We start from the raw sequence: 23,326 nt of genomic DNA, 5'->3' as shown, positions 1-23,326 counted from the left end.
GTCAGGTCTCGGGGAATTCGCCGGTGTCGATGGTCAGGTCGAAGGGGGCCGGGAGTGTGACGGGATCGCCGAACTTGGCGGCGCTCAGCACCCGGTAGACGTCACCCTTCGGTTCGCCGTAGAGCGTTGTGGTGGGGCCGCCGGGGGCCCAGCGATCGACGAGGAGGTAGAACGGGATACCGGCTGTGGCGTAGGCAGCCGGCTTGCTGACGCGGTCGTCGCGGGCGTTGGACTTCGAGGTGACCTCGACGACGAGTTCTGCGAGGGTGGCGGGGATGTGGGTGTCGGACTCGGTGTGATCGGGCAACGGTGCGACCACAAGGTCTGGAATGAGCATCCCGAGGCGGGACGGAACAGCGATCGCCAGTGTCTGGAAGACCTCCCAGTCCTCCGGGATCGCCGAGTACAAACGACGCTGGATGCGTGCAGCAATCACGTTGTGAGGCAGTCCCGGAGCAGGTGACACGGTGATGATCCCCTCGATGATCTCCACCTTGCTGCCCTCGGGCCATTCCATCTCCTCCCAGAACCGGACGAGGTCGTCCCAGTTCTGGTCGGGCTCCTGGCTCACGGTGAGTGCGCTCATGGCGGTTCTCCCATCGGTGCGTCACCGATCCCAGCATGCCGAACGGGATCGGTAGAGGTCTACCGATCCCGTTCACCCGATCGAGGAACCCCCTGATCAGGCGATACGTTCCAGCACCACCGGCGATGCCGAGAAGTCGGTGCCCGCCGGGGCGATGTCGTAGGCACCCTCCACCGCCGCGAGCGCGTACTCGAAGCGTTCCGGCGTGTCCGTGTGGAGCGTCAGCAGGGGCTGGCCCTCCGTCACCGTGTCGCCGGGCTTGGCGTGCAGCTCCACGCCCGCCGCCGCCTGCACCGGGTCCTCCTTGCGGGCGCGGCCGGCACCGAGGCGCCAGGCGGCGACGCCGATGTCGTAGGCGTCCAGGCGGGTCAGGACGCCCGACGACGGCGCCTTGACCACGTGCTGCTCCTTCGACGTGGGCAGCGCCGCGTCCGGGTCACCGCCCTGGGCCGCGATCATCCGGCGCCAGACGTCCATCGCCGAGCCGTCGGCCAGCGCCTTCGCCGGGTCAGCGTCCTTGATGCCGGCCGCGTCGAGCATCTCGCGGGCCAGCGCGAGGGTCAGCTCGACGACGTCCGCCGGGCCGCCGCCCGCCAGGACCTCCACGGACTCGCGGACCTCCAGGGCGTTGCCCGCGGTGAGGCCGAGCGGGGTGGACATGTCCGTCAGCAGTGCGACCGTCCTCACGCCGTGGTCGGTGCCGAGGCCGACCATCGTGGACGCCAGTTCCCGGGCGTCCTCGATCGTCTTCATGAAGGCGCCGCTGCCCACCTTCACGTCCAGGACGAGGGAGCCGGTGCCTTCGGCGATCTTCTTCGACATGATCGAGGAGGCGATCAGCGGGATCGCCTCGACCGTGCCGGTCACGTCGCGCAGGGCGTACAGCTTCTTGTCCGCCGGGGCCAGGCCGTCGCCCGCCGCGCAGATCACGGCGCCGACGCCGTCCAGGACGTTCAGCATCTCCTCGTTGGAGAGCAGCGCGCGCCAGCCCGGGATCGACTCCAGCTTGTCGAGCGTGCCGCCGGTGTGGCCGAGGCCGCGGCCGGACAGCTGGGGGACGGCCGCGCCGCAGGCCGCGACGAGCGGGGCGAGCGGCAGGGTGATCTTGTCGCCGACGCCGCCCGTGGAGTGCTTGTCGGCGGTCGGGCGGGACAGGGACGAGAAGTCCATGCGCTCGCCGGAGGCGATCATCGCCGCCGTCCAGCGGGCGATCTCGCCGCGGTTCATCCCGTTGAGCAGGATCGCCATCGCGAGCGACGACATCTGCTCGTCGGCGACCTCGCCGCGCGTGTACGCGTCGATGACCCAGTCGATCTGCTCGTCGCTGAGCACCCCGCGGTCGCGCTTGGTGCGGATGACGGAGATGGCGTCCATGGCCATGTCGGGCTTCCTTACTTGGTGAGGTGGTCCGGTCCGAAGGCCTGCGGCAGCATCTCCGACAGGGGCAGGACCCCCGCCGGAGTCTGCAGCAGCAGGTCCGGGCCACCGAATTCGTACAGGAGCTGGCGGCAGCGGCCGCACGGCACGAGGATCTCGCCGTGGCCGTCGACGCAGACGAAGTGCGTCAGCCGGCCGCCGCCGGTCAGCTGCAGCTGGGAGACCAGGCCGCACTCGGCGCACAGGCCGATGCCGTAGCTGGCGTTCTCGACGTTGCAGCCGGTGACCGTGCGGCCGTCGTCGACCAGGGCGGCGGCACCGACCGCGTACCCGGAGTACGGGGCGTAGGCCCGGACCATGGCGTCCCGGGCCGCCCGGCGCAGCCCGTCCCAGTCGGCGCCGGTCACTTGCCCTGCCCCTTGCGGTACTGCATGCCGTCCGCCTTCGGCATCCGCAGCCGCTGCGCGGACAGGGCGAGGACGACGAGGGTGACGACGTACGGCGTGGCGGAGACGACCTGGTTGGGGACCTCGTCGGTGCCGGCGTACCAGGCGAAGACCAGGGCGCCGACGACGAGGGTGATCACCGCGTGGACGTACTTCTTGCGGACGGCCAACCAGATGGCGCCGGCGAGCAGCAGGAGGGCGCCGAGCAGCAGCAGGGCGTGGACGTTGGCGGAGCCGCCGCGCAGGTTGAGGCTGTCGGTGTAGCCGAACAGGCCGGCGCCGATGGCGAGGCCGCCCGGCATCCAGTTGCCGAAGATCATCGCGGCGAGGCCGATGTAGCCGCGGCCGCTGGTCTGGCCCTCCAGGTAGAAGGGGTTGGCCACGATGGAGAGGAAGACGCCGCCGAGGCCGGCCAGGCCGCCGGAGATGATCACGGCCAGGTACTTGTACTTGTAGACGTTGACGCCGAGGGACTCGGCGGCCACCGGGTTCTCGCCGCAGGAGCGCAGCCGCAGGCCGAAGGCCGTGCGCCACAGGATCCACCAGGTGGCGGGGACCAGCGCGACCGCGATCAGGGTCAGCCAGGAGACGTTGGTGACCAGGCCGCCGAGCAGGCCGGCGATGTCCGAGATCAGGAACCAGCCCTGGTCGTTGAGGGACTTCAGCCCGTCGGAGAGCCCGGGGATCGTGAAGTGGCCGAGGGAGTCGACCGGCGGGGACTGCTTGGCCGAGCCGCCCTGGTGGCCCTCGAAGGCGAGCGGGGCGAGGTAGCGGGTGGCGCCGAGGGCGAGGATGTTGATGGCCACACCGGAGACGATGTGGTTGACGTTGAAGGTGACGGTGACGATCGCGTGCAGCAGGCCGCCGAGCGCGCCGCCGACGATGCCGACCAGGACACCGGTCCACGGGCCCCACTGGAATCCGGCCCAGGCGCCGAACCAGGTGCCGAGGATCATCATGCCCTCGAGGCCGATGTTGACGACGCCCGCGCGCTCGGCCCACAGGCCGCCGAGACCGGCGAGGCCGATCGGCACGGCGAGCTGGAGCGCGGTGGACATCTGGCTGACGTTGGTGATGCCGTCGGCGCCGGTGATGATGCGGACGAGCGAGGTCAGCGCCAGGGCTCCGGCGATGACCAGCAGCAGCACGGGCCACGGCATGCGGCGGCCGGTCGGCGCCGCGGGCTGCAGCGTGGGCTGGTTGACGTCGGTCGCGGTGGTCATCGGCCAGCCACCTCCTTCGTGGTGTTGTTGTCGGCGCCGAGGACGTGACCGGCGGCCAGTTCGGCGCCGACCCGGCGCTGCTGGCGGCGCAGGCCCCACTCGCGGACGGCCTCGTAGGAGACGACGACCGAGAGGACGATCAGGCCCTGCATGATGACCGCGATCTCCTTGTCGTAGCCGTGGAAGTCCAGCTCGGGCGAGGCCTTGTCGAGCCAGGCCCACAGCAGGGCGGCGAAGGCGATGCCGACCGGGCTGTTGCGGCCGAGCAGGGCGATGCCGATGCCGAGGAAGCCGATGCCGGTGGGGAAGTTCAGGCTGTAGGTGTGGGTGTCGCCGAGCAGGATCGGCAGGCCCGCGAGTCCGGCGAGGCCGCCGGAGATCAGCATCGCGGTGAGCACCATCCGCTTGGGGTCGACGCCGCTGGCCGCGGCGGCGGACTCGGAGGCGCCGGAGGCGCGCAGGTCGAAGCCGAAGCGGGTGCGGTTGAGGACGACCCAGTAGCCGATGCCGAGCAGGACGGCGAGGATCACCAGGCCGTAGATCTCGCCGGCGGCGCCCATGTCGATGCCCGGGATCCAGCCGGACTCGTGCATCTCGCCGGTGGTGTTGTTGTTGCCGATCTTCACGCCGAAGACGTCCGGCAGCCACAGGTAGCCGATGACGGAGGTGGCGATGGCGTTGAGCATGATCGTCGCGACGACCTCGCTGACGCCCCGGGTGACCTTCAGGACACCGGCGATGCCGGACCAGAAGGCGCCGGTGAGGACGGCGGTCAGGAGCAGCAGCGGGATCTGCAGGAACGCCGGCAGGTTGGCGTGCGCGCCGACGATCGCGGCGATCATGGCGGCGAGCTGGTACTGGCCGTCGACGCCGATGTTGAACAGGTTCATCCGGAAGCCGATGGCGACCGCGAGGGCCGCGATGTAGTACATCGACGCCTGGTTGATGATCAGGACCTGGATGTCGGAGAACCCGGCCTGCTCGAACATCAGGGCGAACGGTTCGACCGGGTTCTTGCCCGAGGCGATCAGGACGATCGCGCTGAGCACGAAGGCCACGGCGAGCGCGATGACCGGACCGGCCACCGCGAGGAGCACGCGCTCCTTGTCGAACTTCTTCATCAGCGGGCCTCGTCTTCCGGAGACTCGGGAGACTTACGGGTCTCAGGGGTCTCAGGGGTCTCTTCGTGTTCCAGGTGACCGGTCGCGGCACCGGTCATCGCCGAGCCCAGTTCCTCGGGGGTGATGGTGGCCGGGTCGGCGTCCGCGACGAGCCTGCCGTCGTAGATCACGCGGAGGGTGTCGGACAGGCCGATCAGCTCGTCCAGGTCGGCGGAGATCAGCAGCACGGCCAGGCCCTCGCGGCGGGCCTCGCGGATGTGGTCCCAGATGGCCGCCTGCGCGCCGACGTCCACACCGCGGGTGGGGTGGGCGGCGATGAGGAAGCGCGGCTTGTGGCTCATCTCGCGGCCGACGATCAGCTTCTGCTGGTTGCCGCCGGAGAGGGAGGCGGCGGTGACGTCGATGCCGGGGGTGCGGACGTCGTACGTCTCGACGATCCGGCGGGTGTCCTGCTGGGCCGCCTTGGGGTCCAGCCAGACGCCCTTGGCGTTGGGCTTCTCGGTGACGTGGCCGAGGATGCGGTTCTCCCAGAGGGGGGCCTCCAGCAGCAGGCCGTGGCGGTGGCGGTCCTCGGGGATGTAGCCGATGCCCTGTTCGCGGCGCTTGCGGGTGGCCCAGGAGGTGATCTCCTCGTCGCCCAGCCGGATGGTGCCGGAGTCGGCGTGGCGCAGGCCGATGAGCGCGTCGACCAGTTCCGTCTGGCCGTTGCCCTCCACACCGGCGATGCCCAGGACCTCGCCCGCGTGGATGGTGAAGGTGACGTCGTCGAGCAGGGCCTTGCCGCCCGGGGCCGCCAGGCGCAGCTTGTCGACGGTGATGACCGGGCGCTCGGTGACCGTGGACTCGGCGGTCTCCGGTGTGGGCAGCTCGCTGCCGACCATCATCTCGGCGAGCTGGCGCGGGGTGGTCTCGGCAGGGACGGCCGTGCCGACCGTGGTGCCGCGGCGGATGACGGTGATGTCGTCGGCGACCGAGAGGACCTCGCCCAGCTTGTGGGAGATGAAGATGACGGACAGGCCCTCCGACTTCAGCTCGCGCAGGTTGTCGAAGAGGGCGTCCACCTCCTGCGGCACGAGGACGGCCGTCGGCTCGTCCAGGATCAGCGTGCGGGCGCCGCGGTAGAGGACCTTGAGGATCTCCACGCGCTGGCGGGCGGCGACGCCGAGCTCCTCGACCAGGACGTCGGGGCGGACGCCGAGGCCGTAGCGTTCGGAGATCTCCTTGATCTTGCGGCGGGCCTTGGCGCCGATGCCGTACAGCTTCTCGCTGCCGAGGACCACGTTCTCCAGCACCGTGAGGTTGTCGGCGAGCATGAAGTGCTGGTGGACCATGCCGATGCCGCGGGCGATGGCGTCGGCCGGCGAGTGGAAGCCGACCTTCTCGCCGTCGATCGCGATGGTGCCCTCGTCCGGCTTCTGCATGCCATAGAGGATCTTCATCAGCGTCGACTTGCCGGCGCCGTTCTCGCCGACGAGGGCGTGGACGGTGCCCTTGCGGACGGTGAGGTGGATGTCGTGGTTGGCCACGACGCCCGGGAAACGCTTCGTGATCCCGGCGAGCTCGACGGCGGTCACCGATTCGTTGACCGCCGCTCCGGCCGGAGGGCTGCTGGACGCGTTGATGGCGCACTCTCCTGGGGACGGGGGTCGTCTACGCGCGTAGCGCCCCTACGGCATCGAAAGGGGCGGCGCATCGCCACGACGGGGTACGGGGAGGCGGCCTCCCCGTACCCCGTCGAGCGGACGCAACCCCGTGGTTACACGCTGCTCAGGGTCTTGCTCTGGGTCAGCTGCTCTTGACCTTGATCTCGCCGCTGATGATCTTCTCCTTGGCCGCGGCGACGGCCTCCTGGACCGCCTTGTCGGCCTTGAACTTGGGGTTGGAGTCCGCGAGGCCGACCTCACCGGACTTCAGATCGCCCCTGACGATACCGGTCTCGGGCTTGCCGTCCTCGACCGACTTCGCGAGGTTGTAGACGGCCTTGGCGACGTCCTTCGTCGCCGACGTCAGGATGAACTCCTTGTACTTCGCGAGGGCTTCCTGCTTGTACTGGTCGGAGTCGACGCCGATCGCCCAGATCTTGTTGGCGGCGGCGGCCTCGATGACGCCCTGGCCGGACAGACCGGCGGCCGCGTAGACGACGTCGGCCTTCTTCTCGATCTGGCCCTCGGCGGCGGTCTTGCCCTTGTCCGGGCTGGAGAAGCCGCCCTCCTCGGCCGTCTGCGTCAGGTACTGCGACAGCACCTTGGCCTTGGGGTTGGTGTCCTTGACGCCCTGCTGGAAGCCGGCCTCGAACTTGTGGATGAGCGGCACGTCCACACCGCCCACGAAGCCGACGACGTTGGTCTTGGTGCTCTTGGCGGCGGCGACGCCGGCGAGGTAGGACGCCTCCTCCTCGGAGAAGACCAGGTCGGCCACGTTCTTGGCCTCGATGGTGGCGTCGTCCACGATGCCGAAGGTGGTGTCCGGGAACTTCTCGGCGGCGCTCTTCATGGCGGCGGCGTACGCGTAGCCGACGCCGATGACCGGGTTGTAGCCCTGCTTCGCCAGGGACTCCAGGCGCTGCTGCTTGTCGGCGTCCGTCTCGCCCTCGGTGGGCTCGATGTCGGCCGTCTCGTAGCCGAACTCCTTCTTCGCCTGCTCCAGGCCCGCGTACGCGGCGTCGTTGAAGGACTGGTCACCCTTGCCGCCGACGTCGTAGGCGATGGCCAGGCCCTTGTCGCCCTTCGACTCCGAGGACGACCCGGAGGTCGACGTACCACCGCAGGCAGCGAGGGCGAGGGCCAGGGAGGCGGTCGCTGCGCCTGCGACCGTGATCCGGGAAATCCGGCGCATGTCTGGTGCTCCTGTCGTACAAGCGCCGGACGGTTCGGCTTCGGCGCTGGCTTCGCCGCAGATTAACGCGCGTAGACCTGCCTGAAAACCCCTTCTGTCCACCTTGTTATCCGCCCGTGCCCAAGGCGCCGCGCGGGGCGGGCCGGGGCTTGCCGGACGCAAACGGCGCGTGGTCGGAGGGTGACGCGAAGGGCATGAACGCCGGAGCGGGCGGGCGCCTGCTCGGCGCCCGCCCGCTCCGCTCACGTTCCGTCGCGGGTCACTCGGTCTTGACCTTGATGGAGCCGTCGACGATGCCTTCCTTGGCCTTGGCCACGGCGTCCTGGGCGCCCGGGACCTCGGCGAACTTCGGGTTGCTGTCGGACAGGCCCACGCCGTCGGACTTCAGGTCGAAGGTCTGGGTGCCGGTCAGCGGCTTGCCGTCCTCGACCGACTTGGCCAGGGCGAACACCGCGCCGTTGATGTCCTTGAGCGCGGAGGTCAGGATGTAGTCCTTGTACGCCGCGAGGGCTTCCTGCTTGTACTGGTCGGAGTCGACGCCGATCGCCCAGACCTTCGCCTTGGCGGCGGCCTCGATCACGCCCTGGCCGGACAGGCCGGCCGCCTGGTAGACGACGTCGGCCTTCTTCTCGATCTGGCCCTCGGCGGCGGCCTTGCCCTTGTCCGGGCTGGAGAAGCCGCCCTCCTCCGCCGTCTGCGTCAGGTACTGCGAGATCACCTTCACCTTGGGGTTGGTGTCCGTGACGCCCTGCTTGTAGCCGGCCTCGAACTTGTGGATGAGCGGTACGTCCACACCGCCCACGAAGCCGACGACGTTGGTCTTGGTGGCCTTGGCGGCGGCGACGCCGGCGAGGTAGGACGCCTCGTTCTCGGCGAAGACGAGCGACGCCACGTTCTTGCCCTCGACCACGGAGTCCACGATGCCGAAGGTGGTGTCCGGGTACTTCTCGGCCACGGCCTTCATCGCCGGGCCGTAGGCGAATCCGACGCCGATGACCGGGTTGTAGCCCTGCTTGGCCAGCGAGGCCAGGCGCTGCTCCTTGTCGGCGTCCGTCTCGCCCTCGGTGGGCTCGATGTCGGCGGTCTTGTAGCCGAACTCCTTCTGGGCCCTCTGCAGGCCGGCGTACGCGGCGTCGTTGAACGACTGGTCGCCCCTGCCGCCGATGTCGTACGCGATGGCGAGGCCCTTGTCGTCCTTGGTGCCCTCGTCGCCGGTGTTGCTCTCGCTGCTGGTGCCTCCGCAGGCCGTGGCGGCGAGTGCGAGCGACGCGACCCCCACCGCGACGCGGGTCAGTCTCGATATCCGACGCATCTGAAGTTCCCCATTCTCCAAAGCCCCGCAGCGGGCGCTCGGTTCGGCGCACATTAACGCGCGTAGAAACTCCTGGGAACGGGGTTCCCCGGGGCCGTTACCCATTCGTGCCGCTGGCCGGTTACGCCCTTGTGAACCACCGGATCGAACGGGACCGAAAGGGGCGCTCGGGGCATGGTGCGGGCCTGCACCGCTCGCGCACCAGGCTGCTCCGACCACGCCCCGGCCGCAACCGGAACGGCCGGCGGGCCATCACGGCGGGAAGCCTGTCGCCGGACGGCGACGGTTGGTGCGGCCGGCGCGCGGTGTCGGCGGGCGCCGTCACGCGGTGATGATGAGCGCGGCCGTCACACGACGACGGGCGCGGCCCGTCACACGGCGACGACGAACACGACCGTCACACGGCTTCGACGAGCGGCGCGGCCCGTCACACGACGGCGGCAGGCGCGGGTGTCACAGGGCGACGGCGGGCTCGGCCCGTCACACCGCGTCGATGAGTGCGGACGCGGTGAAGAGTTCCACGCCGACGGTGATGGCGTGCTCGTCCACGTCGAAGTCGCCCTGGTGCAGGTCGCGGACCGTGCGCTCGCCGGGCGGGCGGACGCCGAGCCGGGCCATGGCGCCGGGCACCTGCTCCAGGTACCAGGAGAAGTCCTCGCCGCCGAGGCTCTGCTCGGTGTTCTCGACGGCGTCCGTGCCCCGCCGGGCGACCATGGCGGCCTGGAGCAGTTCGGTGCTGGTGACCTCGTTGACGACCGGGGGCACGCCGCGGACGTAGGTGATCTCGGACTTGGCCCGGTACAGGTTGGCGATCTCGTCGATGGCGCCGACGACCAGGTCGGGTGCCTGACGCCAGGCGTCGAGGTCGAGGCAGCGCACGGTCCCCGCGAGTTCGGCGTGCTGCGGGATGACGTTCGGGGCGTGGCCGGATTCGACCCGTCCCCATGTCATGACGAGCCCGCTGCGGCTGTCCACGCGCCGGGAGACGAGCGTGGGGACGTCGACGACCACGCGCGCGGCGGCGGTGACCAGGTCGGTCGTCAGGTGCGGTCGTGCTGTGTGTCCGCCGGGGCCGTTCAGGGCGATCTCCAGGCGGTCGCAGGCCGAGGTGATGGCACCGACCCGCAGACCGATCCTCCCGGCCTCCACCCGGGGGTCGCAGTGCACGGCCAGGATGCGGCGCACCCCGTCGAGCACGCCGCCGTCGATGGCGTCGGAGGCACCGCCGGGCAGCACCTCCTCCGCCGGCTGGAAGATCAGCCGCACCGGCCGGGGCAGCAGGCCCTGCTCGTGCAGGGCGGCGAGCACGAGTCCCGCCCCGAGGACGACGGTCGTGTGCACGTCGTGCCCGCAGGCGTGCGCCCGGTCCGGCACGGTCGACCGGTACGGGCAGTCGCTCTTGGTGTCCGGGATGGGCAGGGCGTCGATGTCGGCCCGCAGGGCGAGCATCCTCGGCCCGCCGGTCCACTGTCCCGACTCGGTGCCGATGTCGCAGACGAGTCCGGTCCCGATGGGGAGCACACGCGGCTTGAGGCCGGCCGCTTCGAGCCTTTCCTTGATCGCCGCGGTGGTGCGGAACTCCTGGTTGCCCAGCTCGGGGTGCATGTGCAGGTCGCGGCGGAAGGCGACGAGTTCGGCACGCAGTGCCTCCGGCAAGCTGCCGGGCAGCAGCGCTTCCCCTGACGTGTCGGCCTCGGACTCTCGGGACATCAGTTGCTTCACCCTCTGAAGGGTAGGACGCCGAGGCGGTCAACTGACCCACGATCAACAAAAGTTCAGCCCGTTAGGGGAAGAAAAGTTGGCCGTACGGCGCATGGCTCTCGACAGAGGTGGGTAAACTCGGATCCTTTTCGGCCCGGATCCGCGCTCTCCGTCCTCCTTGCTACTTTCACGGATACCACGCCCCGCCCGCCCCACGCGCCCGGGTCCACCACCCGGACGCGGGCACCCGGGCCCGATCCCCGTCAGGGGAGGGCGTCGAGTACGGCGGTGGCCAGTTCCACGGGGTCGCCCGAGGCCCTGACGGGGTAGGTGTTGCGCTGCCGGTTCCAGGCGTCCTCCAGTGCGAACCAGTCGATCGCGACCGGCTCCCGGCCGGTGGCCAGCGCGGTCTCCAGGGAGTCGAGGTATGTCGTCCAGCGCATCGCGTAGAAGTCGGAGACCAGGCCGGACCACTCCCTGTTGGCGTAGTCCCGCAGCCCTCCCTCGTCGCTTCCCGAGCGGTGGCCCCAGGTGGTGAGGATCGAGCGGGCGTCGAACTCGGCGGTGGCCCTCTCCGCCCTGGTGGCGCCCCAGGACCTGGCGTCCTCCAGCCAGGGACCGAGGAGGAAGCGGGTGTCGGTCGCGAGCAGGTCGTCCAGCAGGGCGAGGTCGCTCTTCCATTCGGCGGACAGCTCGCGGAACCGGGGCAGGTCCTTGGCGTCGTAGGCGGCCTTGATCTGCGGGAGCAGGGTCCGGCTGCGGTTGGTCAGGGCCTGGCGGGCGACGTCGACGAGGTCGAAGCGGTAGGCGTCGGTCGTGCGCAGGGCCGGTGCGACCTTCAGCAGCTCGACCAGCGCCCGGTGCACCGTGTCCGGGTCGTAGCGCATCGCGCCGGGACTCCAGGCGGCCGCCGAGGTGGCCGTCAGGTGGGGGCGGGCGGTGAAGAGGCTGTCCTGTGACTCGCTCCAGGTGCCGGACGGGGTGCTGTACGGGCCGCTGCGCAGCAGCTCCCACGCCTTCGCGGCGTGCGGGTCGCCGCCGCCGTAGCGGCGTTCCGCGTACTGGGCGAACCATGCCTGCTGGTCGACCGGGCCCGTCCGCCAGGCCAGTTCGGTGAACAGCTCGTAGGCCACGGGGTTGCCGCCGGTGCCCTCCGGGAGATAGGCGATGCCCTTCAGGGAGCTGCCGGGCTTGGTGCGCCACTCGTGGAAGCGTTCGGTCCAGACGCCGGTGTTGGCGCCGATGGTGGTGTGACCGCCGAAGTTGGGGATGGTGCCGAACGCGTAGGGCGCGCCGTGCCAGGCGGCCTCGCGGTCGAGGCCGTCGTAGCGGTCGGACAGGCCGTCGACGATCAGCAGCCTGCTCTTGTCGACGGCGTCGATGAGCTGCGTCGAGGGGTTCCGCTGCCAGCCGATCAGCGTCCAGACGGCACCGGGGTGCGCGGTCTGGAGGGCGTTCATCACGGCCCTGGCGGCGTCCGGGACGGGGACGTTCCCCGGCCGGCCGCCCTCGTGCAGCAGGTCCATCTTGTACATCGTGGAGTCGCCGAACAGTTCCCGCTGATGGCGGTAGAAGGAGGCGGCGACCTCGGGGAACACGTCGCTGCGCGGGTCGAGCCAGTCGGGCCGCTCGAAGCCGACCCAGTCGCCCTGCGGGACGACCGGTCCGGTGGGGTTCTTCTCCGTGAATCCCGGGGGCACGGTGCCGAAGTAGCCGGGCAGCACCGGGGTCATTCCCAGTTCGCGCAGCCGGTCCGCGATCCTGCGGCCGAGTTCGGCCCGGTCCTTCAGGAGCCGCTCGGAGACGGGGCCGCCGAAACCGGACATGTTCTGCATCAGCCACCACGGCTGGTGCGCCGGACCGGGGATCCACGACCTGAGCTCGTCCCCGGAGTAGCCGAACTCCTGGAAGGTCTCGTAGTAGACGGCGTCGGAGCCCATCTGGACGAAGACCTCGTTCACGCCGTGCAGGGCCAGCAGATCGATCTGCTTCTCGAAGGAGGCCCAGTCACGGTAGGCGCCGGAGTAGCCGTCGTCGGTGTCGTTGAGCGCGAAGCGGTGCGGTACCGACGCGTCCTTGCGGACGGTTCCGGCGGGCGCGGGCAGGGTCCGGGGCAGCCGTGCCGTGCTCGTTCCGGGCCAGCCGATGTCCACCTCGGCCGTGTACTTCAGGTACCAGTTGACGCCGCTGAGGATGACGGCGGGGCTGGTGCCCCGGACGCGTATGTCTCCGGCACGGCCGGAGACGGTGAAGTAGTCACCGGACTCGGGACGGCTCACCGGGACGAGAGTGAACTGCGAGACGTGATGCGGCAGCAGCCGGGCGAGCGCTGCCCTGGCGGCGGACGCGGTGAAGGCCGGCCGGCCCTCGGGAGCGGCCGTCGCGGTGGCGGGGGCGGGCATGAGGGGCGTGGCGAGAAGAGCGAGGACGGCTGCTGCGCAGAGGGCGGCCCAGGACCTGAGGCTTCTCACTGATCACCTCAATGGAGTCGTCGACGACACGTCGGTCCATTGGGCGGCGGCGACGTCCGGTCAGTCAAGACGCTCGACGCGCCGTTGCGGGAGGGGGGAACGGAACCGGACGGCCCGTGCCTGCCGGGCGCCCGGTCAGCCGCCGGCCGCGACCGCCGACAGCCGGTGGACGTCCCGTGCCGTTCCCGTCACGCCGGACAGGAAGCCGCGGGCCCGCGGGGAGGCGTGCTGGGTGAGCCAGGCGGGGTCGATGTCGCAGACGGCGATTCTCACCTCCGTGCCGGCCAGGGCCAGCGGGAGGGTGTGGACGACCGTGGACGGGAAGCTGAGGATGGTCCGGCCGATCGGGCCCCGGCGGGCGATCAGTTCCAGGGGCAGGTCGGGGCGGACGATCTGCAGGCCGGTCTCCACGGCCAGCCGGTGGAGTTTCTCGGCGCTCTCGCGGCGGTGCGCGAAGTAGCGGGTCGCGCCGTGGGTCTTCGCCAGGGCACGTACGGCGTCCAGGTAGCGGTCGCCGTCCACGACGCCCGTCTCCACCAGGGACGTGCCGACCATGTCGGCGCCCTTGGTGATGCGGGGCGGCCCGAAGCGGGCGCGGGTCCAGGCGAAGTCGTTCGCGGTGACCGTGACACCGTCCGGGGTCTCCTCGATCGGCATGGAGGAGAAGAGCGAGACGCGACGGCCGCCGGCCGGGGTCAGGCGGTGGCGTGCCGAGGCCGACACCGGGGCGAAGAGCAGGTCGCGGGGGCCGGGGCGGGTGCCCTTGCGGTGCCAGCGGACCAGGCGTTCGCCGCGGGCGAGCTGGGTGACGAACTCCATCGTGGCCGTGCCGTCGTCGACGACGACCAGGTCGCGGGCCCGGGTGATGGTGAGGAGCAGCTGGACGTAGCGGGAGAAGGGGTCGCCCAGGGCGATGCGGTCCGCGCGGCGGAGGGCGGACGCCAGGCCGCCGATCGTGCGGAAGGGCGCCGTGGCACCGCCCCGCGCCTCCTCCCAGCGGACCTCGTGGCCCTCCTGCCGGGCCAGTTCGGCCATGCGGCGCAGCTGGCCGCGGGTCATCGGGTCGACGGGTGACAGGACGACGAGGGTGAGCCCCGCGCCGGGCGCGTGCGTGTGCGCCCACTCGAGCACGTTCAGCAGCTGTACCGGGCTCTCGACGAAGGCGAGAGTGTGGGGGCCGGTATTCCCGGCGCGGGGGCTCATCGGCGTACGACCGTCCCGTCGGTGGGGGTGGTGGGGGGTGGGGTGGGTCAGACGGAGACCGGCTCGCCCGCCGCCGCGGCGATCTCCGCCTCGGCGACCACACCGGTGACGCGGCGCAGCTTCTTCATGGGGCCCAGCTCGGACTCGTAGACCTTCTTGACGCCGTCGCCGAGGGAGGCCTCGATGGTGCGGATGTCGCGGACGAGGCGCTGAAGGCCCTGCGGCTCGACGGAGGCGGCCTGGTCGGAGCCCCACATGGCGCGGTCGAGGGTGATGTGGCGCTCGACGAAGGTGGCGCCGAGGGCGACGGCGGCGAGCGTGGTCTGCAGGCCGGTCTCGTGGCCGGAGTAGCCGATCGGGACGTTCGGGTACTCCTGCTGGAGGGTGTTGATCACGCGGAGGTTCAGCTCCTCCGCCTTCGCCGGGTAGGTGGAGGTGGCGTGGCAGAGGAGGATGTTGTCGCTGCCCAGGACCTCGACGGCGTGGCGGATCTGCTTCGGGGTGGACATGCCGGTGGAGAGGATGACCGTGCGGCCCGTCGCGCGCAGGGCGCGCAGCAGCTCGTCGTCGGTGAGGGACGCGGAGGCCACCTTGTGGGCGGGGACGTCGAACTTCTCCAGGAAGGCGACGGCCTCGGTGTCCCACGGGGAGGCGAACCAGGCGATGTTCTTGGACTTGCAGTACTCGTCGATCTGGCGGTACTCGTCCTCGCCGAACTCCACGCGGTGGCGGTAGTCGATGTACGTCATCCGGCCCCAGGGGGTGTCGCGCTCGATGTCCCACTGGTCGCGCGGCGTGCAGATCTCGGGGGTGCGCTTCTGGAACTTGACCGCGTCGCAGCCGGCCTCGGCGGCCACGTCGATCAGCTTGAAGGCGTTGTCGAGGTCGCCGTTGTGGTTGATGCCGATCTCGCCGGTGATGTAGACGGGGCGGCCGGGGCCGGCCTCGCGCGTGCCGAACGTGCGGATGCGGGAGTTGGTGCTCATGGCGGGGGATTTCCTTACCTGGACTGGGTGCTGGTGGGGGTTCGGGGGGAGTCGAGCGAGGGGCCGAGGATCCAGCCGGCGATCTCCCGGATCGCGCCCTCGCCGCCGGGGACGGTGGTGACGGCGCGGGCGGCCGCGCGTACGACGTCGTGGGCGCCGGCGACGGCCACGGGCCAGCCGACGAGGGCGAAGCACGGGAGGTCGTTGACGTCGTTGCCGACGTAGAGCACGCGCTCGGGCGCGATGCCCTGCTCCTCGCACCACTGCTTGAGGGCGAGGTCCTTGCGGTCGATGCCGTGCAGCACCGGGAGCTTCAGCTTCCGGGCGCGGGCGGCGACGACCGGGTTCTGTTCCGTGGACAGGATCAGCATCGCCAGGCCGCTGCGGCGCAGGGCGGCGATGCCGAGTCCGTCGCCGCGGTGCACGGAGACGAACTCCCGTCCGTCGGAGTCGATCAGCACCCGGTCGTCGGTCTGGGTGCCGTCGAAGTCGAGGACGACCGCGTCGATGTCGGCGGCGGTCGGGAGGGCGCCGGGGCGCGCCGAGTCGAAGAGGGGCGCGAGGGCGCGGGCCCGGGCCAGGTCGTGCGGGTCGTCGATCTCCAGGACGCGGGCCGGGTCGGTGCGGACGAGTTCGGTGCGGCCGAAGAAGCGGTGGCCGTGGGTGCGGAAGCCCGCGGCGTCCATGGCGTAGGCGGCGCCGGTCTCCAGCAGGTCCTGGGGGCGGTCCTGGCGGCGGGGGCGGTAGGACTTGTCGTGGTTGACGCCGTGGCCGCCCTCGGTCGCGTCGTCCGCGTCGCGCCACACGAAGCCGTGGAACGGTGCCACCGTGACGGCCGTGTCCGCGCCGTTCTCGACGACCGCGGCGGCCACCCCGTCGACGTCCTCGCGGACCAGGAAGGGGCTGGTGCACTGCACGAGCAGCACCACGTCGACGGCCGCGCTGTGCAGGGCCTCGTGGACGTCCATGGCGTGCAGCACGGCCGCCTCGGAGGTCGCCGTGTCCCCGGCGATGGCGGCCGGCCGCAGCACGACCTCGGCGCCCGCCTCCCGGGCCGCCGCCGCGATGGCGCGGTCGTCGGTGGAGACCACCACGTCCGTCACCAGGCGGGTGGCACGGCATTCGCGCACCGCGCGGGCCACGAGGGGCACGCCGCCCACGGGCGCGAGGTTCTTCGCGGGGACGCCCTTGGAGCCGCCGCGCGCGGGGATCACGGCGAGCACGCGGCGCACCGCCGGGCCCAGGTCCGCTTCCGGGTCGGTCATGGGATCTGCTCCTTGCGCAGGTATGGCGGGGATCGGGGCGGTCGGCGCGGGAAGAGGGGTGGTCACAGTTCCCCCATGCGCCTGATCACCGGTGCCACCCGCTGCACGCCGTGCCGGTAGGCGCCACGCGCGGCTCGGCGGACGATCTGCCGGACGGCACCGGGTTCCCGGTCGGCGGCGGGCGCGCCGGGCAGCGGGGTGCCGTCCGGGCCGAGGTGGTGGCGGGCGAGGATGCCGGGCAGGTAGCCGGGAGCGGTGACGGGTGTGTAGTACGGGGTGAGCGGGGGCAGGCCGCCGGGCCGCCGGAGGAGTTCGGTGATGCGCCGGCGGGCCGCGTCGAAGGCGGTCGCGTAGCCGCCGCCGGCGGCGACGCCCTGCCGGGCGACCCACTCGGGGTCGGGCACCGGGCGGTGGCCGTCGTCGAGCTGGTCCCAGGAGGCGAGGCAGCCGGAGCCGACGAAGTGGTGGTTGCCGAGGGCCTCGCGCACGCCGAGGTCGGTGAGGACGACCGTGGGGATACGGCGGTGCAGGGCCTCCAGGGCGGCCGTGGAGCTGACGGTCACCAGCAGGTCGGTGCGGTCGAGGACCTCGCCCATGTGCCCGTAGACCAGGCGGAAGTTGGACGGCGGGTCGGCCTTCTGCACCAGCTTCTGGTAGGGCAGCTCCTCGATGTGCGTGGTGTGTTCGCCGGGCTTGGAGCGCAGCTTGAGCAGCACTTCGCGCTCGGGGTGCCGGCGGGCGTGCCGGATGAGCCGGTCCAGCAGGTAGGTGCGGTCCCTGCGGTTGTCCGGCACGGACGGCTGGGCCGCGAAGACGACCGTGTACGGGTCGTGGTCGCCGGTGTGCTCGGCGCCGCCGAGGAAGGGCAGCGCGACCTCCGTCACCGCCGAGGCGTCGGCGCCGACCCCCTCGTACACCGCCCGGAAACGGTCGGCGTCCTGACGGGAGTTGGCGAGGACGAGGTCGGCGCCGTGCCGCAGGAGGAGGCCGTCGGCGAGCTTCTCGTAGACGACGCCGACGTAGCCGGTGACGACGACGGGGCGGTCGGCGCGGTCCTCCCAGACCCGCTTCAGGCCGTGCAGCACGGCCTGGACGCCGCCGCCGACCAGGGCGAGGACGAGGACGTCGTACGGTTCCTCGGCCATCGCGCGCAGGAACTCGACGGCGGTCACCTCGCGCAGGGAGTCCGCGTCGACGCCGACCTCCTGCAGCTGGCGGGCGGTGGGGGTGGCGCGGCCCCGCAGGAGGTAGCCGTCCAGGTGGATGTCCGAATCGTTCGGTGCGATACGGTTCGCGGTGAGCGCGCCCCATTTCCACCGGGTGTCGGAGTCCGCGAGGACGGCCACTCGCAGGGCCTTCGTTGCACTTGCTGGCACGCCGAAGACGCTAGGAAGCCATTTCTAGGAACCGCCCAACCGGAATCCAACAAACGGTGAACAGCACACCGCCGAACGGCGAATCGGGTCGCCGGACGCCGGGAAAAGCGTTCGCTTCACGGCTTCGCCACGCCTCGTTCACCTCGCATCAAGCCACAGGTAAAACCGAATGCCGGGCCGCCGCCTAACGTCCCTCACGTGCTCAAGCTCTCCGTCATCGTGCCGTTCTACAACGTGCGGCAATACGCACCCGACACCCTGCGGAGTCTGCGCGCGAACGCGCGGGAAGACTTCGAATTCATTCTCGTCGACGACTGCTCGACCGACGGGACCGTGGACATTCTCGCGCGCGCGGAGCGCGAGCTGCCGGGGGCGGTGCTGCTCAGACACGAGCGGAACGGCGGCCTGGCGACCGCCCGCAACACCGGCATCGACCGGGCCCGTGGCGAGTACCTGACCTTCCTGGACGGCGACGACTGGCTCGCGCCCGGCTACTACCCCCGGCTGGTCGCCGCCATCGAGGAGCTGGGCTGCGACTTCGTGCGCACCGACCACGTGCAGTGCACGGCGCGGGCCCGCACCGTGCACCGGGCGCCGCACGGCCGGCGCAACGTCCGGCTGCGTCCGCGCGACGCGATCCTGCCCGCCCACCGGTCCACCTCCGTCGACTACCCCTACGCCTGGGCCGGCGTCTACCACCGCCGGCTGGTCGAGCGGGGCCTGCTGCACTTCACCGACGGGCTGCGCACGGCCGAGGACCGGCCGTGGATCTGGAAGCTGCACCGGGAGGCGGAGTCCTTCGCGGTGACCGGGCTGCTCGGGGTCTTCTACCGGCGCGGGGTGGCGTCCTCGCTCACCCAGATCGGGGACGTGCGGCAGCTCGACTTCATCCGTGCCTTCGACGAGGTCGTCGCGGGGGCCGCCGAGGACCCCGACGCCGCGGACCTGCTGCCGAAGGCCGTGCGCACGTACTGCGCGATCATCTCCCACCATCTCGGTTCCATCGAAAGGTTCGAGCCCGCCGTGGCACGGAAACTCAAGGCGATGAGCGCCGCCGCGCTGCGGCGGATGCCGCAGGACGCGCTCGACCAGGTGCTCGGCTCGATGGACGCCGAGCGCGCCACGCGGCTGCGCCGGCTGCGCCGCCGTCCGGTGCCGGCCGCGGAGGTGGCCGCGTGACCACGCAGATCTTCATGGCGTCGACGCTGTACGGCACGGCCACGCTCGCCGCGGCCCTCGACGCGGGCTGCTTCGCCCCGGCCGACCGGCGGATCCTGCTGGTCTCCAACAACGCGGCGACGCCCGAGACGACGCCGTCCGTGGACGAGATGCCCGGCTTCGAGCGGCTGCGGTCGCGGTTCGACGACGTGGTGTCGTGGAACGAGGCGATCTTCCCCTTCCATCCGGGCGGCTGGTCGCCGCGGGTGGAGGACGTGCCCCTGTGGGAGCGGTATCTGCGGCTGGCCTGGGGACTCGGCGACGACGACGTGGCACTCGCCGTGGAGTCGATCCAGGTGCACCCGGCGCTCGGGGTGGCGCAGATCTTCACCGACGCGCCGCTCACCGTCTACGCGGACGGCCTGATGAGCTACGGCCCCACCCGCAACAAGCTCGATCCGCTGGTCGGCACGCGGGTGGAGCGGCTGCTCCACCTGGACCTGGTGCCGGGGCTGAGGCCGCTGCTGCTGACCGAGTTCGGCGTCGCACCGGAGACCGTGCCGACCACCGCGTTCACCAAGGTGCTGGCCGAGCTGGCGGACACCGGCACCGGTCTGCCGGACGCCGAGGAGCCGGCGCTGCTGCTCGGCCAGTACCTGTCGGCCCTGGGCATCCTCTCCGCCGAGGAGGAGGAGGGGCTGCACGTGCGGATGCTGACGGGGGCCGTCGGGCTCGGTCACACCCGGGTGGTGTTCAAGCCGCACCCGACGGCACCGGCCCGCTTCGCCCGCACCCTGGAGCAGGAGGCGGAGAAGCTGGGCGTCGAGCTCACGGTGCTGGACACGCCGGTCCTGGCGGAGGTGCTGTACCAGCGGATGCGCCCGGCGCTGGTCGTCGGCTGCTTCTCGACCGCCCTGCTCACCGCGTCCGCGCTGTACGGGCTGCCGGTCGCCCGGGTGGGCACCGACCTGCTGCTGGACCGGCTGACGCCGTACGAGAACAGCAACCGCGTCCCCGTGACCATCGTCGACGCGCTGCTGCCCGAGCCGGCCGACGCCGCCGCGGTCGCCGAGGGGCGGCGGGGCCTGGACACCGACGCCCTCGCCGCGCTGGTGCGGGCCGTCGGGTTCGCGATGCAGCCGAAGATCCTGCCGGAGCTGCGGCCGGCGGCCGAGGAGTACCTGCGGAGCAGTCTGAACGCGCGCACCCGGCGGTACTTCAAGAAGCGGCGGCTCACCTCACTGGGCCTGCCCGGCGGCATTCCGGAGCGGCTGGCATTCCTCCCGCACAATTCCACGGCACGCAAGGTGGTACGGCGGGCGCGGGCCATTCGGCGCTCGATCAAACGATGAGGTAATTCCCGGTGTCGGGAACATGAACGCGGAGTTCGTCATCGACCAGCCCGCTCTCCGTTCATTTTCCCTTCACCCATTCGTCGTCACTCCTCATGCGATGATCCCCCAGGGAAATCTCCTCGGAAAAACCACATCTCTGTGCATCTGTGCATCTTGCATCACAGACCCTTTGGACTGGGCTGGTTGTCTATGCGTATCGCCGTCTTCATCGAGAACCGCAACGGTGTCGGTCTCACCGCACGGATCATGAACGCCCCCGGCGCACGGGAGCACACCTTCCTGCCGGTCACCGCCGACCTCGACGGAGACGTGGGGCGGTGGATCGAGGAGGAGGCCTCGGCCCGGCTCGACGGCACGCGGGTGCGCAATCTCTTCCGGGAGGAGGAGACGCTGGCGCACGCGCAGTTCCTGGAGGAGACGGGCCCCCGAATATCGGAGTTCGTGCGGGCCGAGGCCGTCGACCGGCTGATCCTCTTCAATGACCAGTCGCAGCGCGGCAGCAGGGTCGCCCGCGCCCTCACCGGCACGCTGCCGGTGGTCCTGGTCCAGGACGGCCACCTCGACTTCCACTACAAGAGACTCAGACCCGGCCTGCGCGACCAGAACTGGTACTACGGGTCCTCCAACCCCGCCGCCGTGTGCGTCTGGGGACCGGCCACCGCCCACCACCTGCTGTACCGCACGGCGGACGCGGACCCGGCCGTCCACATCACCGGCGCCCTCGGCCACAGCGACGACCCGGACCTGGTGCGGGCCGCGCACAATCCCGCGCCGCGTCCGGCGCGCACCTCCCGCGACCCGCTGCGGATCATCGTCCTCGACCAGCCGCTGGGCGACCAGCGCAAACTGGCGGCCGGTCAGCACCGCGAGTACCTGCGGGCGGCCTGCGAGGCGCTCGCCGAGTTCGGCGAGGTCGCGGTCAAGCCGCACCCCTCGACCCTGTCCGGGCACCTGAGGTGGCTGGAGGGCCTGCCCGGGATCACCGTCCTCGACGAGTCGGCACTGCTGGACGCGGCCGGCCTGGAGTCCTACGACCTGGCCGTCACCTTCTTCTCCACGACCTATCTGCAGACCCTGCGGGCCGGCGTCCCGCTGGTGCTGTTCAGCCCGCCGCCGCTGAACATCGTCTTCCCGGCCGTCAACCACGCGCTGCTGCGCAACGTCGGCAGCGTCGGAGAACTCGCCGACGTGGCGGGCCAGCTGCACCGCACGGGCAAGTTCGCGGGCAACAACACCGGCGAGCCGCTGACCCACTTCCTCACCTTCCGCGAAGACGTGGCCGAGCGGATCCTCACGGTGGTGGAGGAGGCCGAGGTCCGCGAACCCCGCGCTGCCTCCGAGTCCGCCGGGGCCGTGCCCGCGCGGTCCGGCACCCGCGCCGAGCGCGCCCTGCGGGCCGTACGGGACCGGCAGACGCCGCCGCGCTCACTGGCCGTGCTCGGCCTCGGCTTCGGCTACGTCACCGGTGTGGCGATCCCCGTCCTGACGTACACGCAGGCACTGCTCGCGCACTCCCCCGTGGACATCCGCTACATCGACCTGAGCGCCTACTGCCGCACCGAGGACGTCCTGGACGCGCTGAAGGACATCGACGTCGTCCTCGTCAACAGCCTGGCACCGTTGTGGCGTTCGGCCATCGGCAACGAACTGCTGGGCGAACTGGTGTCCGACGACCGGAAAGTCTTCCTGTACGCGCACGAGACCGAGCACGTCATGGCCTACGAGGCCGAGCACCACACCCTGCGCCACAAGGAGATGCTCCGGCTGCTGCCGCAGCTCCAGGTGCTGTGCGTGTCGACGGCCCAGGCCGACATGTTCCGCGGGCTCGGCGTCACCGATCCCGTCGTCGTCTACAACACCGTCCCGCAGGACGCCCACCGGGTACGGGCGCGGGCCGTCCCCGGCGCGGAGCCGCGGATCGTGATGGTCGGCTCCATGCAGGACCGCAAGGGCCTCGACATCTTCTCCCGGGTCGCCGAGCTGGCGCACGCCGAGGGACTGCCGTGGCGGTTCGCGTGGATCGGCCACCGCACCCCGCGGATCGCCTCCTCCACGCTGATCTCCGACCGGGTGACCTGGATGGGCGCGCTGTCGCGTGCGCGGGTCCGCGAGGAACTCGCCGCGTCGGACGTCTTCTTCCTCTCCTCCGTCGACGACCCGATGCCGCTGTCCGTGGTCGAGGCGGTCCAGCAGCGGCTGCGGGTGGTCACCTACCGGCGGGTGGGCTCCCACGAGGTGCTGGACGGGGTGCCCGGCTACCGGTCCTTCGCCGACTACACGCCGAGGGCGGCGTTCGAGGCACTGCGGGCCGTGCTCGGCGAGCGGGTCTCGGAGGACGACTACCGGGAGGTCGAGGAACTCTTCGACATCCCCGCGTTCACCGCGCGGATGACGGCGGCGCTGGGCCTGCCCGGGCCGGGTGACATGCCGCACCGGCAGGACGCCGCTGCCGCGGAGGCCGGCGAGGCGGCGGACGACGGCGGTCCCGAAGAGCTGCGGGCGGTGATCCCGCAGCAGATCCGGCACCTCAACGAGGACTTCAAGCGCCACGTCAGGACGGGCAACGTCGAGGACGCCCTGCGCGTGGGCACCGAGATCCTGCGCCGCCGGCAGCCGGTGGACGTACTGATCGGCATGGCCGAGCTGCGCGCCGCCCGGGGCCAGGCCAAGGAGGCGTGCCAGCTGCTGGCCGCGGCGGCGATCGCCGGCGGCGACCGGGGCCGGGTGTGGTCGGAGATCTCCCGGGTGGCGGCCCTGCTCGGTGCGCGCGGACGCGCCATCCGGCAGCTGGCCCGCAAGGAGTCGGTCAGGGCACAGGTGACCCACCACTCGGCACGGCTGCGCAAGGGGGACTGAGCGGCGGCCGGCCGGGGGGCGCGACGGCGGCCGGCGGGGGCGCGACGGCGGCCGC

At 71.2% G+C, this 23,326-nt stretch carries 17 protein-coding genes; 3 read left to right on the top strand and 14 right to left on the bottom strand.

Annotated elements, in window-relative coordinates:
- Position 1 precedes the first annotated feature (1 nt).
- The 14 genes from H0H10_RS29230 to H0H10_RS29165 all read right to left on the bottom strand — a co-directional run bounded on the left by H0H10_RS29230 (position 2) and on the right by H0H10_RS29165 (position 17,902).
- On the bottom strand, positions 2-586 hold the full coding sequence (locus tag H0H10_RS29230) for a Uma2 family endonuclease (protein WP_188184130.1): 585 nt from the start codon (positions 584-586) through the stop codon (positions 2-4).
- A 96-nt stretch (positions 587-682) separates the two neighbouring features.
- A complete protein-coding gene (locus H0H10_RS29225) occupies positions 683-1,966 on the bottom strand; it encodes a thymidine phosphorylase (protein WP_188184129.1) in 1,284 nt (427 codons plus the stop codon).
- 11 nt (positions 1,967-1,977) lie between these two features.
- Positions 1,978-2,370 (bottom strand): cytidine deaminase, encoded by a 393-nt coding sequence (locus H0H10_RS29220; protein ID WP_188184128.1) that lies wholly within the window; start codon positions 2,368-2,370, stop codon positions 1,978-1,980.
- A complete protein-coding gene (locus H0H10_RS29215; protein ID WP_188184127.1) occupies positions 2,367-3,632 on the bottom strand; it encodes an ABC transporter permease in 1,266 nt (421 codons plus the stop codon). The genes H0H10_RS29220 and H0H10_RS29215 overlap by 4 nt, the downstream gene beginning before the upstream one ends.
- Complete coding sequence (locus tag H0H10_RS29210) at positions 3,629-4,753, bottom strand: ABC transporter permease (protein WP_188184126.1); 1,125 nt, start codon at positions 4,751-4,753, stop codon at positions 3,629-3,631. Before H0H10_RS29210 ends, H0H10_RS29215 begins: the two co-directional genes overlap by 4 nt.
- Positions 4,753-6,327 (bottom strand): ABC transporter ATP-binding protein, encoded by a 1,575-nt coding sequence (locus tag H0H10_RS29205; protein ID WP_188184125.1) that lies wholly within the window; start codon positions 6,325-6,327, stop codon positions 4,753-4,755. Before H0H10_RS29205 ends, H0H10_RS29210 begins: the two co-directional genes overlap by 1 nt.
- A gap of 211 nt (positions 6,328-6,538) precedes the next feature.
- Entirely contained in the window at positions 6,539-7,588 is a 1,050-nt protein-coding gene (locus tag H0H10_RS29200) for a BMP family lipoprotein (RefSeq protein WP_188184124.1), read from the bottom strand.
- 259 nt (positions 7,589-7,847) lie between these two features.
- Positions 7,848-8,900: a BMP family lipoprotein gene (locus H0H10_RS29195; protein WP_188184123.1), complete on the bottom strand. Its 1,053-nt coding sequence runs from the start codon at positions 8,898-8,900 to the stop codon at positions 7,848-7,850.
- A 480-nt stretch (positions 8,901-9,380) separates the two neighbouring features.
- Complete coding sequence (locus H0H10_RS29190) at positions 9,381-10,610, bottom strand: M20 family metallopeptidase (protein WP_188184122.1); 1,230 nt, start codon at positions 10,608-10,610, stop codon at positions 9,381-9,383.
- Between the two features lie 254 nt (positions 10,611-10,864).
- Positions 10,865-13,072, bottom strand: a complete 2,208-nt coding sequence (locus H0H10_RS29185) for an alpha-N-acetylglucosaminidase (protein WP_309141923.1) — start codon at positions 13,070-13,072, stop codon at positions 10,865-10,867.
- 135 nt (positions 13,073-13,207) lie between these two features.
- Positions 13,208-14,275, bottom strand: a complete 1,068-nt coding sequence (locus H0H10_RS29180; RefSeq protein ID WP_188184121.1) for a hypothetical protein — start codon at positions 14,273-14,275, stop codon at positions 13,208-13,210.
- A 47-nt stretch (positions 14,276-14,322) separates the two neighbouring features.
- The gene (locus H0H10_RS29175; RefSeq protein ID WP_188184120.1) at positions 14,323-15,261 is read right to left on the bottom strand and encodes an N-acetylneuraminate synthase family protein; all 939 of its coding nucleotides are present in this window, start codon (positions 15,259-15,261) and stop codon (positions 14,323-14,325) included.
- Between the two features lie 14 nt (positions 15,262-15,275).
- Positions 15,276-16,526, bottom strand: a complete 1,251-nt coding sequence (locus tag H0H10_RS29170; RefSeq protein WP_188184119.1) for an N-acylneuraminate cytidylyltransferase — start codon at positions 16,524-16,526, stop codon at positions 15,276-15,278.
- A gap of 62 nt (positions 16,527-16,588) precedes the next feature.
- A complete protein-coding gene (locus H0H10_RS29165) occupies positions 16,589-17,902 on the bottom strand; it encodes a DUF6716 putative glycosyltransferase (protein WP_188184118.1) in 1,314 nt (437 codons plus the stop codon).
- A gap of 198 nt (positions 17,903-18,100) precedes the next feature.
- Here H0H10_RS29165 and H0H10_RS29160 point away from each other — a divergent pair, with 198 nt between their 5' ends.
- The 3 genes from H0H10_RS29160 (at position 18,101) to H0H10_RS29150 (ending at position 23,271) form a co-directional block, all read left to right on the top strand.
- Positions 18,101-19,081: a glycosyltransferase family 2 protein gene (locus H0H10_RS29160; protein ID WP_188184117.1), complete on the top strand. Its 981-nt coding sequence runs from the start codon at positions 18,101-18,103 to the stop codon at positions 19,079-19,081.
- Complete coding sequence (locus H0H10_RS29155) at positions 19,078-20,412, top strand: polysialyltransferase family glycosyltransferase (protein ID WP_188184116.1); 1,335 nt, start codon at positions 19,078-19,080, stop codon at positions 20,410-20,412. The genes H0H10_RS29160 and H0H10_RS29155 overlap by 4 nt, the downstream gene beginning before the upstream one ends.
- Positions 20,413-20,604: 192 nt before the next feature.
- Positions 20,605-23,271, top strand: a complete 2,667-nt coding sequence (locus H0H10_RS29150) for a glycosyltransferase family 4 protein (protein WP_223180606.1) — start codon at positions 20,605-20,607, stop codon at positions 23,269-23,271.
- Positions 23,272-23,326 lie beyond the last annotated feature (55 nt).

Origin of the sequence: Streptomyces griseicoloratus, assembly GCF_014534645.1 — a bacterium.
Classification (GTDB): domain Bacteria; phylum Actinomycetota; class Actinomycetes; order Streptomycetales; family Streptomycetaceae; genus Streptomyces; species Streptomyces griseicoloratus.
Note: the sequence above shows the minus strand (reverse complement) of the source record. Positions and strands in the feature narration are given on the sequence as shown.

What these genes read in the sequence shown, in the direction of transcription:
- H0H10_RS29215 (WP_188184127.1), bottom strand. Translation starts at nt 3,632, where the DNA reads ATGACCACCGCGACCGACGTCAACCAGCCCACGCTGCAGCCCGCGGCG.
- H0H10_RS29195 (WP_188184123.1), bottom strand. Translation starts at nt 8,900, where the DNA reads ATGCGTCGGATATCGAGACTGACCCGCGTCGCGGTGGGGGTCGCGTCG.
- H0H10_RS29225 (WP_188184129.1), bottom strand. Translation starts at nt 1,966, where the DNA reads ATGGCCATGGACGCCATCTCCGTCATCCGCACCAAGCGCGACCGCGGG.
- H0H10_RS29230 (WP_188184130.1), bottom strand. Translation starts at nt 586, where the DNA reads ATGAGCGCACTCACCGTGAGCCAGGAGCCCGACCAGAACTGGGACGAC.
- H0H10_RS29170 (WP_188184119.1), bottom strand. Translation starts at nt 16,526, where the DNA reads ATGACCGACCCGGAAGCGGACCTGGGCCCGGCGGTGCGCCGCGTGCTC.
- H0H10_RS29180 (WP_188184121.1), bottom strand. Translation starts at nt 14,275, where the DNA reads ATGAGCCCCCGCGCCGGGAATACCGGCCCCCACACTCTCGCCTTCGTC.
- H0H10_RS29150 (WP_223180606.1), top strand. Translation starts at nt 20,605, where the DNA reads ATGCGTATCGCCGTCTTCATCGAGAACCGCAACGGTGTCGGTCTCACC.
- H0H10_RS29190 (WP_188184122.1), bottom strand. Translation starts at nt 10,610, where the DNA reads ATGTCCCGAGAGTCCGAGGCCGACACGTCAGGGGAAGCGCTGCTGCCC.
- H0H10_RS29175 (WP_188184120.1), bottom strand. Translation starts at nt 15,261, where the DNA reads ATGAGCACCAACTCCCGCATCCGCACGTTCGGCACGCGCGAGGCCGGC.
- H0H10_RS29210 (WP_188184126.1), bottom strand. Translation starts at nt 4,753, where the DNA reads ATGAAGAAGTTCGACAAGGAGCGCGTGCTCCTCGCGGTGGCCGGTCCG.
- H0H10_RS29200 (WP_188184124.1), bottom strand. Translation starts at nt 7,588, where the DNA reads ATGCGCCGGATTTCCCGGATCACGGTCGCAGGCGCAGCGACCGCCTCC.